2 protein-coding genes and 1 pseudogene are annotated in these 20226 nt (G+C 69.7%); all 3 read right to left on the minus strand.

The genetic code is table 11. The features are described from left to right. Window positions 1-464 (minus strand): nitronate monooxygenase (locus DQP58_RS06800; RefSeq protein ID WP_205869359.1); only part of this gene is annotated, 464 nt, incomplete at its 3' end. 141 nt (window positions 465-605) lie between these two features. Further along, complete coding sequence (locus DQP58_RS06805) at window positions 606-1175, minus strand: carboxymuconolactone decarboxylase family protein (protein ID WP_112707709.1); 570 nt, start codon at window positions 1173-1175, stop codon at window positions 606-608. 120 nt (window positions 1176-1295) lie between these two features. After that, window positions 1296-19607: pseudogene (locus DQP58_RS06810) on the minus strand (amino acid adenylation domain-containing protein); the annotation flags it as partial. Window positions 19608-20226: the final 619 nt, after the last annotated feature.

The raw sequence follows: 20226 nt of genomic DNA on the forward strand, positions 1-20226 counted from the left end.
ACGAGGTCCGCCGGGGGCGGGCCGAGCGCGCTGGCGATCAGCCGGATGTTGTTGGAGAAGGCGACGTCGAGCAGCGGCTCGTAGGTCTTGGGCGAGATGTTCAGGCCGCCGAGGGAGCCGCGCGGTTCCGCGGCGGGCGCGGTGACCCCGTAGCGGGCCAGCAGGTCGTCGACGAAGGCGCGGTGCTCGTCGGGCAGCAGGGTGCGGGCCTGGCTGGTGTCGATGCCGCCCTGCTCGGCGCCGACGTATTTGGGCGGCAACAACAGGTCGACCCCGTAGGGCTTGCCGCCGGTCTGCTCCTCGATCCAGGCCAGCTCGCTCTGTAGGCGCTGCGGGCTGTGTGCGGTGGCGCCCAAGATGCCGAAGCCCCCCGCGTTGGTCACCGCGGCCACCACGTCACGGCAGTGGCTGAAGGCGCAGATCGCGAATTCGACTCCGAGCATCTCGGCGACCCTGGTTCTCATTGCCCGACGCTAAGATCTATCGATTGCGAAGTCAATCGGCCACGGGGCGTGGGCAACTCAGGTGCGCGCCGCGCTCGCGATCACCCCTAAGCCGATGGGGGCGACCCGCTTCGCCCGGCCGCGCCGCGCTCGCGATCACCCCTAAGCCGATGGGGACCGGCCGTCCGGCGGCCAGCTCGCCACGCCCTCCTCCAGCGGCACCTCCAGGCTCTGCAGGATCGAGGCGACCATCCGCCAGGCCCCGATGACCGTGACCAGTTCGACGAGAATCGTTGTGTCACCGCTGAATTCGCGCTCACATGCCGCCCAGTTCGCGGCGCTCACCGCGCCGTCGCGCACCACGTCGTCGGTGGCGGCGAGCACAGCCCGCTCGACGACCCCGAACCCGGCGTGGTTCTGCCAATCCCGCACACCCAGCAGATCATCGGCCGGCACGCCGAGCCGGGATGCGACGCGCCAGTGCTGGGTCCACTCGTAATCGCAGCCGGTGAGCCAGCCGATCCGCATGATCACCAACTCGCGCAACCGCGAATCGAGGGCGCCGTGCCAGAGCATGGTGGCGAGCAGGTCGTTGATGCCGCGCGCCAGCGGCGGATGGTTGAGCAGCACCTGAAAGATGCTGAGTTCGGCCATATAGTTGGGGACGGCCGCCTCGTCGGCCGCGGCCTTGGCTTCGTCGAGTGGCAGTTGAGGCAGGCGCGCTGTTGTCATCGGATGAGCACTCCTCCGTGCGGGCGGGACCGTCGCGTTCTCCCGTCATGGTAGCCAGCCGACGGCGCGGCGACGACGGGTTTGAATGCGGCAACGAAAACCGCTATCACCCAACGGATTTCAGAGCAGACCGAGCAGCTCCAGGTCGGTCACGTATTTGACGATCACGGACGGGCTGATCTGCGGAATGTCGTTATCGGGACCGATCTTGGCTTCCTGCACCGCGGCGCGGAAACGCTCGGTCGGCCCCAGGCACCCGCGGGCGGGATCCGCCGCCGGCACGTGCAAGGCGTTGCGCAACTGCAACAGTTGCAGCACCGACTGGTGGCGCTGCCGCTCCGGCAGGGCGTGCAGGGCGGTCTCCATCCGCTGCAGCCATTCGGTGAAGTCGTCGACCCGCTCGATCGGGTAACCGGCCTCGATGAGCCAGTCGACGTACTCGTCGAGGCCGATGCCGTCGTCGTGCGGGTTCATCACGTGGTAGGTCTCGAACCCGTCCATCACCTGGGCGCCCAGCGTGGCGATCGCCTCGGCGACAAACTCAACCGGCAGCGCGTCGAAGTGCGCGCGTTGCCGGTTGCCGCGCGCGTCAAGCGCATAGAACGAGCGCGGCGCGACGCCGCTCGCCACCACGCTGTGCACCATCCGGGTGAACATGTCCGACAAGTTCAGCTGGCCCCGATAGGTGGTGTCGGCCAGGATCATGTCGCAGCGGAACACCGAAACCGGCAGCCCGCACAGGTCGTTAGCCTCGCGCAGCAGCACCTCGCCCGCCCACTTGCTGTTGCCGTAGCCGTTGCCGTAGCTGCCGTCGACGGTGCGAATCGGGCCGGCCGTCCGGACGTCGGCGTCCTCGGTGAACGCCGCCGGCTCTATCTGGTCACCGACGTTGGCCGTCGACACGTAGGTGTATGGCTTGAGTTTGGTGGTGACCGCCAGCCGGATCAGCTCGGCGGTGCCCGCGACGTTGGGGGCGAACAGCTCGCTGTAGGGCAGCACGCCGTTGACTACGGCCGCGCAGTCCACGATCAGATCGACGGTGTCGGCCAGTCGCTGCCAGGTCCGTTCGTCCACGCCGAGGTTCGCGCGACCCTTGTCACCGGCGATCACCTCGAGATGGTCGTCGGCGAGTTCGTGGAAATACCGCAGCAGCGCCGGATCGCCGCTGTCGAAGGTCTTTTCGAGCCGGCGGCGCGCATCCTCGTCGGAGGTGGCCCGCACCAGGCAGATCAGCTTTCCGTCCGCCAGTTCCAGCCGTTCGAGCCACTGCAGCACCAGGTAACGGCCGAGGAAGCCGGTGGCCCCGGTCAGCAGGACCGTACGCACGTCGCCGCGCGGGGCCGGCAGCGCCGGCGCGGTCGACAGCGTCGGGGCGTCGATGAACTTGTCCAGCGTCAGGTCGCTGGCGTACACCTCGGTCGCGTCGCGGCCGTGCACGGACGCGAAGTCGGCCCGAAGGCCTTCTGCGGCACCGTGTTCGGCGTTGAGCTGCTGGCTCAGGGCGCGCACCGACGGCGCCTCGAAGACTGCCCGTACCGGCAGGTGGACATCGAGGGCGTTGTAGATCGCGGCGACCAGGCGCATGGCCGACAGCGAATCCCCGCCCAGGTCGAAGAACGATTCGGAGACCCCGACCCGTTCCAGGCCGAGCACCTGGGCGTACAGCCAGGCCAGGATCTCCTCCACGGCGGTGGCCGGGGCCAGGTAGTCGTCGGTGCCGTAGTCGGGCGCCGGCAGCGAGCGGGTGTCGAGCTTGCCGCTCGGTGTCAACGGGAGTGCCGGCAACACCACCACCGCGGACGGCACCATGTAGGCGGGCAGGCGCTCGGCCAGCACCGTGCGGATCTCTGCCGGGTTGGCCGTGCCGGTGACGTATCCCACCAGCCGCTTGTCGCCCGGGCGGTCCTCGCGGACGATCACCAGCGCCCGCTCCACGCCGGCCAGCCCGGCCAGCGCGGCCTGGATCTCGCCGAGTTCGATGCGGTAGCCGCGGATCTTGACCTGCTCGTCGGCGCGCCCGACATAGCGGAGCTGCCCGTCGGGGCCCCACCAGGCCAGGTCCCCGGTGCGATACATGCGCGCCCCGGTCCCGCCGAACGCGCAGGCCACGAACCGCGACGCGGTCAGGCCGGCCCGGCCCAGGTAGCCGGTCGACACGCCGGCACCGGCCACATACAACTCGCCGACCACACCCGCGGGCACCGGCCGCAGGCACCCGTCGAGCACGAACAACGCGGCGCCCGACACCGGCGAACCGATCGGCGGCGCCTCGGGTCCCGGGGTGAGCGGGGCGCTGACGGCCGCGACGATCGTGATCTCGGTGGGGCCGTAGACGTTGACCATCACGCGTCCGGCCGCCCAGCGGTCCACCACTTCGACGGGGCAGGCTTCGCCCGCGACGGCCAGCACCGTCGAGTCCAGCCCCTCCGTGGCGAGCATCCCCACCTCGGACGGCGTTTGGGTCAGCATGTCGACGCGTTCGGCCACGAGCAAGGCGTGCAGGTCTTTCGGCGAGCGCACCACCTCGTCGGGCACCACCAGCACCCGTCCGCCGTGCAGCAGCGCACCGAAGATCTCCCACACCGAGAAGTCGAAAGCCAGCGAGTGGCATTGGCTCCACACCTTCCCCGGCGCCGCGGGCAGGCCGGCGGCGCCCAGCGAGGCGAACAGTTGGGTGGCGTTGCCGTGGGTCACGGCCACCCCCTTGGGGACACCGGTGGTGCCCGAGGTGTAAATCGTGTAGGCGATGGCCTGCGGCGCCGGCACGGGCAGCGGCGTCGCTGGCTGGTGCTGGATCTTTGGGTCGTCGATCTCGATGACCAGCGGGCCGAGATCTGCTGCGTGCGAACGATACTCGGCGGTGGTGAGCACGACCGTCGGCTCGGCATCGGTGAGCATGAAGTCGATCCGGGCCGCCGGCAGGGCCGGGTCGATCGGCATGTACGCGGCGCCCGTCTTGAGCACGGCCAGGATCGCGGCGACGGCCCGGGCGGAGCGTTCGACGAGCAGCGCCACGCACCGGCCCGGGCCCGCGCCGTGGTGAATGAGCAAGTGCGCCAACCGGTTCGCGGACTCGTCGAGTTCACGGTAGTTCCACGAACACGCTCCGTCGGTGACGGCCACCGCCTCGGGAGCGCGCGCGACGTGCTCGGCGAACACCTCCGGGATCGACGCGGGTGGGTGCGCCTCGCGTGTCAGCGCCGGCCGGTTGCCGATCGCATCGAGGCGGGCGTGCTCGTCGGCGCCCAGCACGTCGATCGAAGACAACCGCGCGGCGGGGTCGGCGGTGATGGCCGTCAGCACCCGATGCAGCCGGCACACCAGGCCTTCGATGGTGGCCGTGTCGAACACGTCGGTGCGGAACTCCACCGCGCCGCCGATCCCGGCGGGCTGGCCATCTCGAGTCCAGCGTTCGGCCAGCGACCACGCGAGATCCATTCGCGCGGTGCGGGTCTCTACCGGGACCGGGGTGACCCGCACGTCGCCGAGGCTCAGTTCGGCGGCATCCGTGTTCTGCCAGGCCAGCATGACCTGCACCAGCGGATGATGAGCCAGGCTGCGGGTCGGGTTGAGCCGCTCCACGAGTACCTCGAAGGGCACGTCCTGATGTTCGTAGGCGGCCAGGCTGCGCGCGCGCACGTGCGCCAAGACCTCGGCGATGGTGGGGTCACCGGTTAGGTCGACCCGCAGCACCAGGGTGTTGACGAAAAAGCCCACCACGTCGTCCAGGGCCGGATCGCGCCGCCCGGCGATCGGAAAGCCCACCGCCACATCCGAACTCGCGCTGACCTTGGCCAGCAACACCGCCAGGGCGGCCTGCACCACCATGAAGCTCGTCGCGTTGTGAGTGTTGGCCACCGCCCGTACCCGCTGCTGCAACTCCGCCGGCCAATCCACCGCCACGCTGGCCCCGCCGAAGTCGGCCACCATCGGGTAGGGCCGATCGGTCGGCAGTTCCAGCCGCTCGGGCATTCCGGCCAGGGTGTGTTCCCAATAACGCAACTGCCCGGCGATCAGGCTGTGCGGGTCCTGCAATTCGCCGAATTGCGCGCGCTGCCATAGCGTGTAGTCGACGTACTGCACCGGCAGCGGCGCCCAGCCCGGGGCCTGTCCGGCCACCCGGCTGGCATAGGCCTCGCCCAGATCGCGCACCAGCGGCGTCAGCGACCACCCGTCGGCGGCGATGTGATGCAGGACGGCCACCAGCAGATACTCGTTGTCGTTCACCCGAAACAGCAGCGCCCGCAACGGGAGTTCGGTGGCCAACTCGAAGCGGTGGCCCACCACGGTGTCGATGGCCTTGCCCAGCCGGGCGGCCGACCACCCACGCGCATCGCTGATCTGCCATCCGAAGTCGGCCTCCCCCGCCTCGACCACCAGTTGCTGGGGTATGCCCTCGTGCGCCGGGAACAGGGTCCGCAGGCTTTCGTGGCGGGCCACGACGTCGGCCAGCGCGGCGCCGAACGCCTCGTCGTCGAGGCGCCCGTGCAGTTGCAGGGCGATGGCCATGTTGTGCACCGGTGAGGGCCCATGCAATTGGCCGATGAACCACAACCGCGACTGGGCGAACGACAACGGCACCACCGCCGGCCGCGCTGCGGCGACCAGGGGCAGGCGCCCACCCCCATCGGCGCCCAGGCGGCCCGCCAGGCGGCGAATGGTGGGCGCTTCGAACAGGGCCCGCACGCCGAGGTGGACGTCGAGACCGGCGTTGATTTCGGCCACCAGCCGCATGGCCGATAGCGAGTCGCCACCGAGGTCGAAAAAGGAGTCGTCGATCCCGACGCGGTCGACGCCCAGCACGTGGGCGTAGATGTCGGCCATGGTCTGCTCGACGGCGGTGGCCGGGGCGCTGTATTGGTCACGGACGTGATAGTCCGGTGCCGGCAGGGCGCGGACGTCGAGTTTGCCGTTGGGTGTCAACGGTATTGCGTCGACGGCGACCACCGCGGCCGGCACCATGTAGGCCGGTAACCGCTCGGCCAGCCGGGCACGGGCCTCGGCCGGATCGGCGGTGCCGGTGAGATAGCCGACGAGTCGCTTCTCGCCCGGCCGATCCTCACGGGCGATCACCGCCGCCTGCTTCACCCCGTCCAATTCGGCTAAGGCGCTGTGTATTTCGCCGAGCTCGATGCGGTGGCCACGGATCTTGACCTGCTCGTCGGCGCGTCCGAGGTAGTGCAGCTGACCGTCCGGGCCCCAACGCACCACGTCCCCGGTGCGATACATGCGCGTCCCGGTCCCACCGAACGGGCAGGCCACGAACCGCGACGCCGTCAATCCGGCCCGGCCCAGGTAACCGGCGGCCACTCCGGACCCGGCCACGTACAGCTCGCCGGGCACACCGGCGGGCACCGAGCGCAGCCACGGATCCAGGACGAAAAACGCCAGGTGCGCCAACGGTTTTCCGATGGGACTGACGTGACCGTCGATGTCCGCGTCGCAGATCTCCCGGAAGGAGGCGTGCACCGTCGTCTCGGTGATCCCGTACATGTTGATCAGCCCCGGGCGGCGCGGATGGTTATGCAACCACTTGCCCAGCCGCTGGGGAAGCAGCGCTTCGCCGCCGAACACCACGGTCCGCGGGGTGAACTGATGCGCCGACCGCGACGCGTCGGCGCCCTGTAGCGCGAAGAAGGCCGACGGGGTCTGGCTCAGCACGCTGACGTCTTCGTCAATCAGCAAGGCGCGCAGGTCCTCCGGTGAGCGCACGACGTCGTCGGGGACGATCAGCAATCGTCCGCCCGAGAGCAGCGCCCCGAAGATCTCCCACACGGAGAAGTCGAAGGCCAGCGAATGGCACTGGCTCCACACCCCGGTCGGCGACGTCAGCCGGCCGTTCATCGAGGCCAGCAGTTCGGTGACGTTGCCGTGGGTGACTGCGACGCCCTTCGGGGCCCCGGTGGTGCCGGAGGTGTAGATGAGGTAGGCGATGTCGGCGGGTTCGGGCGCGGTCAAGGCGCTGCCGGGCCCGGTGTGCACGGCGGGCCCGTCGACGTCGATGATCGCGACGCCGCATCCGTCGAGCCGCGACCGCAGGTTCGTCGTGGTGATGGCGGCGACGGGCGCGGCGTCGGTGAGCATGAATCCGATGCGCTGTTGCGGCACGGCGGGGTCGATCGGCAGGTAGGCTGCGCCGGTCTTGAGCACCGCGAGGATGGCGACGACGGCGTGCGCCGAGCGCTCCATCAGGACCGCCACGCATTGCCCGGACCCGCATCCTTCGTCAATGAGCCGGTGCGCCAACCGGTTCGCGGCCGCGTCGAGCTCGCGATAGGTCATCGACAGGCCGCCACACGTCAGCGCCACCGCCATCGGGTCGCGGGCCACCTGATCGGCGAACAGCGCCGGAATCGAGGACGGCCCGCCGGCCTGCCGCGTCAGCGCCGCGCGGTTACCGATGGCGTGAAGGCGCGCGTGCTCGTCGCCGTCGAGCAGATCGATCGACGACAGTCGCCGGGCGGGGTCGGCCGTCATCGCCGCCAAGACCCGCCGCAAGCGCTCGATCAGCGTTTGCACGGTGTCGGTGTCGAACACGTCGGCGCGAAATTCCACCGCGCCGCCGATCCCGGCGGGCCGGCCGTCGGAGGTCCAGCGTTCGGCCAGCGACCACGCCAAGTCGGTTCGGGCGGTGCGGGTGTCGACCGGCAGCGGGGTGACCCGCAGGTCGCCGAGGCTCAGGTCGGTCGGCTCGTGGTTCTGCCAGGCCAGCATGACCTGCACCAGCGGATGATGCGCGAGGCTGCGGGTCGGGTTGAGCCGCTCGACCAGCGCCTCGAAGGGCACGTCCTGGTGCTCGTAGGCGGCCAGGCTGCGCCGGCGAACCTGGGCGAGTAGTTCGGCGATGGTCGGGTCCGCACCGACGTCGACCCGTAGCACCAGGGTGTTGACGAAAAAGCCCACCACGTCGTCCAGGGCCGGATCGCGCCGCCCGGCGATCGGAAAGCCTACCGCCACATCCGAACTCGCGCTGACCTTGGCCAGCAACACCGCCAGGGCGGCCTGCACCACCATGAAGCTCGTCGCGTTGTGCGCGTCGGCCAGGGCGCGAATGCGCTGCTGCAACTCCGCCGGCCAGTCCACCGCCACGCTGGCCCCGCGGTAGTCGGCGACCGCCGGATAGGGCCGATCGGTGGGCAGCTCCAGCCGCTCGGGCAGCCCGGCCAGCGCCCGTTCCCAATACGCCAGTTGCTTGGCGATCGGGCTGTCCGGATCTTCCAGATCGCCGAACCGCGCGCGCTGCCACAGCGTGTAGTCGGCATACTGCACCGGCAACGGCCCCCAGTCCGGGGCCTGTCCGGCCGCACGGCTGGCGTAGGACAGCGCCAGATCGCGCACCAGCGGCGGCAGCGAACCCCCGTCCGCGGCGATGTGGTGCACCACGGCCACCAGCACGTGCTCCTCATCCTCGAGGCGGAAAAGCTTGGCGCACAGCGGGATCTCGATTGCCAGGTCGAACGTGTGCCGCGCCGTGTCGCGGATGGCGTCCTCCAGGCGGGCAGGTGACCAGCCCGTGGCGTCGACGTCCTGCCATGGGAGGTCGGCGCGCTCGGGGGGCAACACCACCTGCTGCGGTATGCCCTCGATGGCGGCGAACACCGTGCGCAGGCTCTCGTGGCGTGCCACCACGTCGCGCAATGCCGCCGCGAGCGCGGTGGCATCCAGGCGTCCGCTCAGCCGCAGCGCCGCGGCCATGTTGTAAACCGGTGAGGGGCCGTGCAGCTGGTCGATGAACCACAACCGCGACTGGGCGAACGACAACGGCAGCACCGCCGGCCGTTGGTGCGCCACGAGCCCGTCGAGCCTGCCGCCGCCCGCGCCGACGCGTGCGGCCAACTCGCCAACGGTGGGCGCCTCGAACAACATCCGCACCCCGATGCCGGCGTCGAGGGTGGTGTTGATCGTGGCGATCGCCCGCATCGCCGACAGCGAGTCGCCGCCCAGATCGAAGAACGAATCGTCCACCCCGACCCGCTCGAGCCCCAGCACCCGGGCGTAGATGTTGGCCAGGATTTCCTCGACCGGGGTGGCCGGGGCCCGATACTCACCGGCGGCGTAATCGGGTGCCGGGAGGGCGCGGGCGTCGATTTTGCCGTTGGGCGTCAACGGCATCGCCTCGATGGCCACCACTGCGGACGGGACCATGTAGGCGGGCAGCCGCGCGGCCAGCTGGGCGCGGATCTCGACCGGGTCGGCGGTGCCGGTGTGGTAGGCGACGAGCCGCTTCTCGCCCAGCCGGTCCTCACGGGCGATCACCGCCGCCTGCTTCAGCCCGTCCAATTCGGCGAGGGCGCTTGTTATTTCACCGAGCTCGATGCGGTGGCCACGGATCTTGACCTGCTCGTCGGCGCGCCCGGCGTAGTGCAGCTGACCGTCCGGGCCCCAACGCACCAGATCCCCGGTGCGATACATGCGCGTCCCGGTCCCGCCGAACGGGCAGGCCACGAACCGGGATGCGGTCAGACCGGCGCGCCGCGGATAGCCGACGGCCACCCCGGCGCCGGCCACGTACAGCTCGCCGACCACGCCGGCGGGCGCTGGCCGCAGCCACGCGTCCAGCACGAACAGCGCGGCCCCGGCCACCGGCGAGCCGAGCGGTGGCGCTCCGGTGTCCGCGGCCAGCGGCGCACTGAGGACCACATCCACCGTGGTTTCGGTGGGCCCGTAGGCGTTGATCATCACCCGGCCCGGGGCCCACGGGTCGGCCAATGCGGCCGGGCAAGGTTCGCCGCCGATGATCAGCGCGGTATGCAGACCTTGCGGTGACAGCGCCGCCAGCGCCGATGGGGTTTGGCTGAGCACGGTGACGCTTTCGGCGATCAGCACGGCGTGCAGTTCGTCCGGGGAGCGCGTCACCTGCTCGGGCACGATCACCAGGCGGCCGCCGCCGGCCAGGGCGCCCCAGATTTCCTGGATCGACACGTCGAAGCCGTAGGAATGGCACTGCGACCACACGCCGGCTTCGGGCAGCGCGGCGTGCAGCGATTCCAGGAGTTGGGCGACGTTGCGATGAGTGACGGCAACGCCTTTCGGGACGCCGGTGGTGCCCGAGGTGTAGATGATGTAGGCGACGTTGTCGGGTGCCGGCGCCGGCAACGCGGTGCTGGAGTGATCGTGGACCGCGGCGGCGTCGATGTCGATGACCGGCAGTCCGGACCCGGCCAGGCGCGAGCACAGGCCCGTCGTGCTGAGTGCGACGGTCGGTGCGGTGTCATCGATCATGAATTCGATCCGGGCCGGTGGGAGCGCCGGGTCGATGGGCAGGTACGCCGCCCCGGCCTTCAGGGCCGCCAGGATGGCCACGATCGCCTCGGCCGATCGGGAAAACAGCAGCGCCACAACATGTCCCGGCCCGATGCCGTGGTCGACCAGCAGGTGCGCCAAGCGGTTCGACGCCTCGTCGAGCGCGCGATAGGTGATCGTGCGGCCCTCGAAGGTCACCGCGACTGCGTCGGGGCTGCGGGTCACCTGGGTCGCGAACAGCGCGGGCAGTGACAGCGGTGCGGCCGCGCCCCCGGTCAACGCCGCCCGGTTCCCCCAGTCGGCAAGCCGCGCGTGTTCCCCGCCGTCGAGCGCGTCCACGGACAGCAACGGCCGGGCCGGATCGGCGGCCATGGCGACCAGCAGCCGGTGTAACCGCGTGGTCAGCGTGTCGATGCGGGCCGGGTCGAACACGTCGGTATCGAATTCGACCCGCAGGCGCAGCTCTTCACCGGGCACGGCCTGCAGCGACAGCGGGTAATGGTTGTATTCGTGGCTGGTGAATTCGGTGGCGGTCACGTCGTGGGCGGCCGACAACGTCGTGGCGTCGACCGGATAGTTCTCGTATACGAGCAAGCTGTCGAACAGCTGGTCGTGTCCGGTGATGCGGTGAATCTCGTTGAGCGCCAGGTGCTGGTGCTCGAGGGTGTCGTTGTGGGCGCGTTGCAGCTGGCCCAGCAAGTCGGCGACCGTGGTCGCCGCGGTGACTCGCGCGCGCACCGGCACGGTGTTGATCAGCAGGCCCACCATGGATTCCGCGCCGGGCAGATCGGCCGGGCGGCCCGAGACGGCGGTGCCGAAGACGACGTCGCGTTGACCGGTCTGCCACATGAGCAGCTGCGCCCACGCCGCCTGCAGCACGGTGTACACGGTGGTGCGACAGGAGCGCGCGAGTTCGCCCAGCGCACTGGTGGTTTCGGCCGTCAGCCGCAGGGTCGCCACGGCGCGCGGGCCCAGCTCGATGCGGCCCGCCGTGCCCACCAGGGTGGGGGTGTCGAAACCGTCGAGCGCAGCGCACCACGCCTGGCGGGCGGCGGCGACGTCCCGATCGGCTAGCCAGGTGAGGAACTCGCGGTACGGCAGCACCGTCGGCAATCGCGAGCCGTAGTAGCAGGCGAAGATCTCTTGCAGCAGGATCGGAAGCGACCAGCCGTCCATCACGATGTGGTGGACGGTGAGGAGGAACCGGTGTTCGTGATCCGCGGTGCGGATCAGCGCGGCCCGCAACGGTGGATCCTCACCGAGCTTTCGCGCCGCGACCCGCTCGGCGGTGCAAAGCCGCTGCACCTGTTCCTCGACGTCGCCGTCGCGGATCTCGACATGCTGATAGGCGAGGTCGGGAGCGGCGGGGATGATCTGCACGGGATCGCCGAAGTCCGAACGGAATCGGGCGGCCAGGTTGGGGTGGCGGGTGACGACGGTATGCAGGGCACGCTGCAGTCGGTGCGCATCGAGGGCGCCGCGCAGCGTGATGTTCAGCTGGACGGCATACACGTCGGCGTCGCCCCGGCCGGCGGTCGCATGGAACAGCAGTCCCTGCTGCAGCGGGGTCAGCGGCAGGATGTCGGCGACGTCGTATTGCCGTTCGAGTTGGTCGATCTGCTGCTGGCTGAGCCTGGCGAGGGCGATGTCCGACGGGGTCAAGCCGCCGCCACCGCGCCGGACCAGGGCGCAGATGCCGACCAGTGCCTCAAACCACAACCGGCTCAGCCGCTTTGCCTCGCCACGGGTCAGCGCCGAGGGTGCCCACGTCCAGTTCGCCTGCAACTGGGGGCCGTCGTCGGTATCCATGGTGCCCGCATTGAGCTCCAGCGTGTGCGGCAGCGGCAGCGCCAGCGCCGCTGCCGCCGCACTCAACGATGGACTGTTCGGGCTCGGGCGCCACCATTCGTCGGACAACCCGGCGGTTCCACCGCCGACGCGACCCAGATAGTTGAACCCGATGCCCGGATCCAAACCAGCCAGTGCCACTTCGGGATTCAGGTAGCGCAACAGCCCGTAGGTCATACCGTTCGGCAGGGCGCGCAGTTGCTCCTTGGCGTCCTTGATCACCGCGCTCAGCGCGGCGTCACCGACCCTCACTCGTCCCCAGTCCAGGCCGGGGATGTCCAGGGCGACCGGGTGTTTGGCGGTGAACCAGCCCACGGTGCGGGAGAGATCGACGTTCGGGCCCAGCTCTTCACCGCGCCCGTGGCCCTCGACGTCGATGCCGATGGGGTTCACCGTGCCGGAGAATTCGGTGATCGCCATCGCGAAGGCGATCAGCAGGATGTCCTGCACCCCGGCGTGGAACGCCGCGGGCACCTCTCCCAGCAACGACCGGGTCGTCTCGACGTCCAGCGACGCCGACAACTGCCCCGCGGTCGCGTAGGTGTCCTCGGGCCGCGCCGGCGGCAACAGCGTCGGTGTCTGCTCGATGCGCCGCCACGCGTCTGCCTGGTCGAGCACCGCCGCGCTGCGGGCGTAGTCGGCCAGCAGCGACGACCACCGGGCGAACGAGGTCCCGCCTGCGGGCAGTTCGATCGGGTGGCCGCTGTGGTGCTGCGCCCAGGCGACGTTGATGTCCTCGATCAGCGTCCGCCAGGACACGGCGTCGACGGCCAGGTGATGAACGATCAATGCCAATTGGTTTGTCGCGCAGGCCCATACCGCGCTCAGCAGCACGCCGGCGCCGGGGTTCAGTCGCGCCCGCGCTTGGCTGAACGCCGCATCGGAGAGCACGTCCACGGTCCGCAAGCAGGCGCGGGCGTCCACCGCACCCACCTCGGGCACCTGCAGGGACCAGTCGCCCGCCCCGTCGTCGTTGACGCAGAGCCGCAGCATGGGGTGCCGGTCCAGCAGTGCCTGCAGTACCACCGGTACGTCGGCCTGACCAACGCCCGCCGGTGCCGCCAGCACCATCGTCTGGTTGAACTGCTCGATGGGGCCGTCCATGTTCTGCAACCACCGCATGATCGGGGTGGCCACCACCGGTCCGGTCCCGTCGTCGGCCGCGTCATTTTCGGCGGAGACCAGCGTGACGACCCGCGCCAGCCGGGCCACCGTCTGTTCGACGAAAACGTCACGCGGCCGGCACATTACGCCGGCGGCGCGGGCCCGGGCGACCACCTGCATCGACAGGATGCTGTCGCCGCCCAGGTCGAAGAACGAATCGTCCACGCCGACTCGCTCGAGCCCGAGGGCCTGGGCGTAGATGCCGGCCAGGATCTCCTCGATCGCGTCGGCGGGGGCGCGGTAGGCCTTCGAGCCGTAATCCGGGGCGGGCAAGGCGCGGGTATCGAGTTTGCCGTTGACGGTCAGCGGCAGCGCGTCGAGCGTCACGACGGCAGCCGGCACCATGTAGGCCGGCAACCGCTCGGCGAGCCGCGATCGCACTTCGGCCGGGTCCGCCGTCCCGGTGACGTACCCCACCAGCCGCACGGTCGCGGAGTGGTCTTCGCGGGCGATCACCGCGGCCTGCTCGACGCCGTCCAATTCGGTGAGCGCGGACTGTATTTCACCGAGCTCGATGCGGTAGCCACGGATCTTGACTTGTTCGTCGGCGCGCCCGAGGTATTCGAGCTGCTCGTCGGCGCCCCACCGCACCAGGTCACCGGTGCGATACATGCGCGCGCCGGGCCCACCGAACGGGCATGCCACGAACCGCGATGCCGTCAAACCGGCGCGGCCCAGATAACCGGCGGCCACCCCACGGCCCGCGATGTACAACTCCCCCACCACACCGGGCGGCACCGGGCGCAACCGGTGGTCCAGTGCGAACAGCGCGGCGCCGGGCACCGGCGAACCGATCGGCACCACGTCGAGATCAGCCGTCAGCGGCGCGGTCATCGCCGCATACATGGTGGTCTCCGTCGGGCCGTATTGGTTGATCATCACCCGTCCGGGCGCCCACCGATCCATCACCTCGACGGGGCACGGTTCGCCGCCGACGATCAGCGCCACCGATTCCAGGCCGTCGGTCGCCAGCGCCGCCACCGCCGACGGGGTCTGGCTCAACACCTCAACACCTTCGGCAATCAGCAAGTCGCGCAGGTCTTCCGGAGACCTGACCACCTGATCGGGCACGACGACGAGGCGTCCGCCGCGCAGCAGCGGGCCGAAAAGTTCCCACACGGAAAAATCAAAGGCCAGGGAATGACAGTGGCTCCATACCCGCCCCAGGCCCAGTTCGGGATCCAGCGACAGCAACAGTTGGGTGACGTTGTGGTGGGTGACCGCGACACCCTTGGGGGCGCCCGTGGTTCCCGAGGTGTAGATGACGTACGCGATGTTGTCCGCCGCCGGCGCAGGCAATCCCGTGGTGGGTTGGACGCGCACGGCGGGGTCGTCGATGTCGATGACCGGTCCGCACCGGGGCAGATCGGCGCGGATCTCGGCAGTGCTGATCGTCGCGATCGGTGCGGCATCGGTGAGCATGAATTCGATGCGGGCCGACGGTAGCGCCGAGTCGATCGGCACATACGCCGCCCCGGTCTTGAGGACCGCGAGGATCGCCACGATCGCCCCGGCCGACCGGGGCATCGCCACCGCGACCCGCTGGCCGGGGCCCGCGCCGCGGCCGATCAGTATGCGCGCCAACTGGTTAGCCGACGCGTCGACCTCGCGGTAGGTCCACGACCACCGGCCGCAGGTGATCGCCGCCGCCGCGGGCGCGTGAGTCACCTGTTCGTCGAAGAGTGCCGGGATGGACACCGGACCGGTCACCGGCTGGGTCAACACCGCGCGGTTGTTGATCGCATCGAGGCGGTCGCGCTCCGATTCGGCGAGGACGCCGATCGTCGACAGCGCCCGGTCGGGATCGGCGGTCATGGCCGAAAGCACTTGCCGCAGCCGGGCGATCATCGTCTCGATGCTGGGCGCGTCGAAGACGTCGGTGCGGAACTCCACCCGTCCGGTGATGCCGGCGGGCCAGCCGTCTTCTCCCCAATGTTCGGCGAGCGAGAAGACCAGATCCATCCGGGCGACCTGGGTCTCCAGGGCCAGCGGCGTGACCTGTATATCGCCCAGATTCAGGTCGACGGGCTGGTTGTTCTGCCAGGCCAACATCACCTGGACCAGCGGGTGGTGGGCGAGGTCCCGGGTGGGGTTGAGCCGTTCGACGAGCACTTCGAAGGGCACGTCCTGGTGTTCGTAGGCCGCCAGGCTGCGTTGCCGAACCCGGGCCAGCAGTTCGGCGACGCTGGGATCGCCGCCGAGGTCCACGCGCAGCACCAGGGTGTTGACGAAGAAGCCCACCACGTCGTCGAGCGCGGGATCGGCGCGTCCGGCGATCGGAAAGCCCACGGCGACATCGGAACTCGCGCTCAGGCTGGACAGCAGCACGGCAAGGCCGGCCTGCACAACCATGAAACTGGTCACGTGGTGGCCTCGCGCCAGGTCGGCGATATGTTGCTGAAGGTCGGCCGGCCACTGCACGGCCACGCTGGCCCCGCGGTAATCGGCCACCAGGGGATACGGCCGGTCGGTGGGCAACTCGACGCGTTCCGGTAACCCGGCCAGGGCTTGTTCCCAGTAGGCGAGCTGCCTGGCGATGGGGCTGTCCGGGTCGTCGAGGTCGCCGAATTGCGCACGCTGCCACAGCGTGTAGTCCACGTATTGCACCGGCAGCGGCGCCCAGTCCGGCACCCGGCCGGCGCGGCGGCTGGCATAGGCCGTCCCGAGGTCGCGCACCAGCGGGGTCAGCGACCACCCGTCCGCGGCGATGTGGTGGGCCACCGCCACCAGGACGTGCTCATCGTCGCCGGTGTGGAAAAGCCATGCCCGCAAGGGCAATTCGTCGGTTAGATCGAAGGTGTAGCGCGCGGCCTCGTGGGTGGCCTCCGCCAGCCAGGAGGCCGGCCACCGGGTGGCGTCGACGACCTGCCAGCCGACCTCGCTGCGCTCGGGCGGAACGACCACCTGTTGCGGCGTGCCTTCGGGCGCGAGGAACAGGGTCCGCAGGCTTTCGTGGCGGCCCACCACGTCGGCCAGGGCCGCCCCCATCACCTCAGCATCCACCGGCCCGCTCAGCTTCAAGGCGACCGCCATGTTGTACACCGGCGACGGGCCCTGGAACTGGTCGATGAACCACAAGCGCGACTGGGCGAACGACAAGGGCACCAGCGCCGGCCGTTCGGCGGGCGCCAAGCGGTCGGTGCGACCGGCGCCGGCCTGCACGTGGGGGGCAAGTTGTGCGACGGTGGGTGCTTCGAACAGGGATCGGACGTTGAGGCCGGCGTCGAGTTCGGCGTTGACGGCCGAGACGAGCCGCATCGCCGATAGTGAGTCGCCGCCGAGGAGAAAGAAGGAGTCGTCGATCCCGACGCGTTCGACACCCAGGATCTGGGCGTAGATGCCGGCCAGGATCTCCTCGAGGACGGTCCGCGGCGCGCGGTAGTCATCGCCCTGGTAATCCGGGGCGGGCAACGCGCGGGTGTCGAGTTTGCCGTTGAGTGTCAACGGCAACGCCTCGAGCACCACCACCGCCGCGGGCACCATATAGGCAGGGAGCCGCTGACCCAACCGGGCCCGAATATCGGCGGGGTCAGCGGCTCCGGTCACATAGCCGACCAGACGCCTCTGGCCGGCCTGGTCTTCACGAACCAGCACCGCCGCCTGTTCAACGCCGTCCAAATCGGCGAGAGCGGTGCGGATCTCGCCCAACTCGATGCGATACCCACGCACCTTGACCTGCTCATCGGCACGCCCCAGATACCGCAACTGCCCATCGGGACCCCAGCACACCAGATCCCCGGTGCGATACATGCGCTGGCCCATCACACCGAACGGGCACGCCACAAACCGCGACGCGGTCAGCCCAGGACGGCGCCAATACCCGACACCCACCCCCGCCCCGGCCACATACAACTCCCCCACCACACCCGCGGGCACCGGGCGCAGCCATTCGTCGAGCACGAAAAACGCCGCACGGGTCACCGGTGAGCCGATCGGCGCCACCCCCGACCCCGCCTGCAACGGGGCGCTCTTGCACGCCCACATGGTCGTTTCGGTGGGCCCATACACGTTGACCATCACCCGCCCCGGCGCCCACCGCTCCACCAACTCCGGCGGACACGGCTCGGCACCGACCACCAACGCCGTGCAACCCAAGCCCTGGGCCGACAGCATCCCGGCCGCCGACGGCGTCTGGGTCAACACCGTCACACCCTCACCCACCAACAGGGCGTGGAACTCCTCGGGCGAGCGGGCCACCGCGCCGGGGACCACGACGAGGCGCCCGCCGTGCAGCAGCGCCCCCCAGATCTCCCACACCGAGAAATCAAAGGCATACGAGTGAACCTGCGTCCACACCTGCCCGGCCGACAAGGCGAACCCGAGCCGCAGGTCATCGAAGAGCTGCGCAACGTTGTGATGGGTCACCGCAACACCTTTGGGCACACCCGTGGTCCCCGACGTATACATCACATGCGCCACATCAACCGGCGCCGGCGCCGGCGGCGGGGTGCCCGGCCGGGCCGCGACCGCCGGGTCGGCCACGTCGATCACGATCAGGTCGAAGCCATCGAACGTGTCGGCCAGCTCCGCGCTGGTTACCGCCACCCTCGGGGCGGCATCGGCCAGCATGAACTCCACCCGCGCGCCCGGCAGCGCCGGGTCGATCGGCAGATACGCCGCCCCGGACTTGAGCACCGCCACGATCGCCACGATCGCCTCGGCCGAGCGCGACAACAGCAGCGCCACAACCCCACCCGGGCCCGCACCGGACTCGACCAGCAGATGCGCCAACCGATTGGCCGCCTCGTCAAGCTCCCGATAGGACATGGACCGGTCCTCAAACGTCACCGCCACCGCGTCCGGAGTCCGCGCCACCTGCGCGGCGAACAACCCCACCACCGACACCGGCACCACCGGGTCGGCCAGCACGGCCTCGTTGCCCCACGCGGCCAGCCGGGCGTACTCGGCGGTGTCGAGCACATCCAGCGCCAGCAGCGGCCGGGTCGGGTCGGCCGTCATCGCGACCAGTAGCCGTTGCAGTAGTGCGGCGAGGTCGGGGGCGTCGAAGCCGGACCAGGGTGCCCACCTGCCCGCGGTGCTGAGGAAGAGTTCGTCGCCGTCACTGGTGAAGATGAGGCCGAAGCCGTCCGCCTGACCGGAATTCGTGTAGGAGGCCGAGGCCGTGACACCGCCGAAGGGCAACGTGAACGTCGACGGGATGAAGTTGACGCTGACCCGCTCCGGCGACTTTGTCAGGCCGCGGACCTTGCGCTCGAGCGCGTGTACCGGGAATCGCTGGTGCACTACCGCCGCGTCGATGCGCGCCTCGACGTGCTTGCAGAATTCGGCGACCGTCGATGCCGGTGCGGCGGTGAGCACCAGCGGCACCACGCCGGCAACCATGCCGGGCAGCGTCTTCAACTCCGGGCGCACGCGGCGGCTGACCGGGAAATCGAGCACCACCTCCGGGCCGTCGGGGGACCAGCCGCGGACCAACAGGGCACAGGCCGCGGTGATGACCGACGTCTGGGATACGCCCCACACGTCGCAGAACCGGTGCACCCGGCGCACCACCGCGGGGTCCAGCGCCACCGGAGCCGACGGCCACGGGTTACGCTCCCCCGCGCCGTCGGGGATGCGGGGTTGCCCGTCGCGTTCGGGCGGCAGGTTCGCCAGCCAGTAGGCCTCGTCATCCCGGTACTCGGCGGAGGCCTCGTAGCGAGCTTCGCAGTCGACCAGCTCGCGCAGGGAGCCGAAGACCGCCGTCGGGATGGGTCCGGCGGACACGATCGCGGAGTAGATGGAGGCGATCCGATGGCCGACCAGCCCGACGCCGGTCCCGTCGATCACGATGTGGTGGCAGCAGGCGAACAAGAAGTACTCGTCGCGCCGGGTCTGAAAGAGAACGAACTTGAACAGCGGCCCGGTGAGCGGCATGCGTGTTCGCTGGATGGCCAACGCTCTGCGCCGGGCTTCTTCGACGGGCTCGGGCAGGTCGCTCAGGTTGTCGAACGTCAGCTCGACGTTCGGGTCGTCGATCGGGCGCTGGAACACCCCGCCGTCGACCTCGACGAAGGCGACCCTGGTCGGTTCCGCTTCATGCACGGCTTGCCGGATCGCCCACTGCAGGGCGTCGCGCTGGACCGTGCCGTTGATCCGCACGAACAGCCCCAGCTGCCACTCCGTGTCGGAGTGACCCGTCTGCTGCGCAAGCCATAGGTCTAGCTGTCCGCGAGTGAGCGGAAGCGTCCGGCCGTCAAGCTCCATCCATCTCCCCAACCACAGGGTGTTCCTTTCAACCCCCCGGTTGAGTGGGGCCGCTCGGGCAGGCGTTCGGGCCGTAGCCCGGTCCGCTGCTGCTCGAGGTAGCCCCGGCACTCGGCGCGGTCCACTTCGCGGCGCTTCACCCGGCGATCGGGAGCAGCGTCGGCAAAGACCGACCGCAACTTCGGTTGCCGCTCATCGTTGGCCGCGACGACTGGGCCGGGAAGCGCCGCCGCAACACGGTTGACGCTCGCCCACTCCGATGACCTCGTAGTCAACATGAGTGCAACAGTTCGGAAATCTAGTAGAGGACCACCCCGTTGGTCCAGGGTTATCCAAACTTAATGTCCTGTGAATTGCCCAAAGTAATGGTTTTCACGCAACCTTCCGGCCTTGATGCATACCCCAAGTACTGGTTAAGATTGTCTCAACAACATACGGTATGGCATGTTTTCGGGGGGTTTCGGCGTTGGTCGCCACGCACTGCGGCATAGTCCGTTATCGCGGCGTTACAGGCGATCGGGTCCCCGCCGGCTGTACCCGGCCATCAAAGCGAATTGCGCGTGACACAAAAGCGGCGTGGCCCGGATGG

Source organism: Mycobacterium colombiense (assembly GCF_003284975.1).
GTDB classification, from domain to species: domain Bacteria; phylum Actinomycetota; class Actinomycetes; order Mycobacteriales; family Mycobacteriaceae; genus Mycobacterium; species Mycobacterium europaeum_A.

Coding starts and splice junctions, on each gene's coding strand:
- DQP58_RS06805 (WP_112707709.1), bottom strand. CDS start 1,175: ATGACAACAGCGCGCCTGCCTCAACTGCCACTCGACGAAGCCAAGGCC.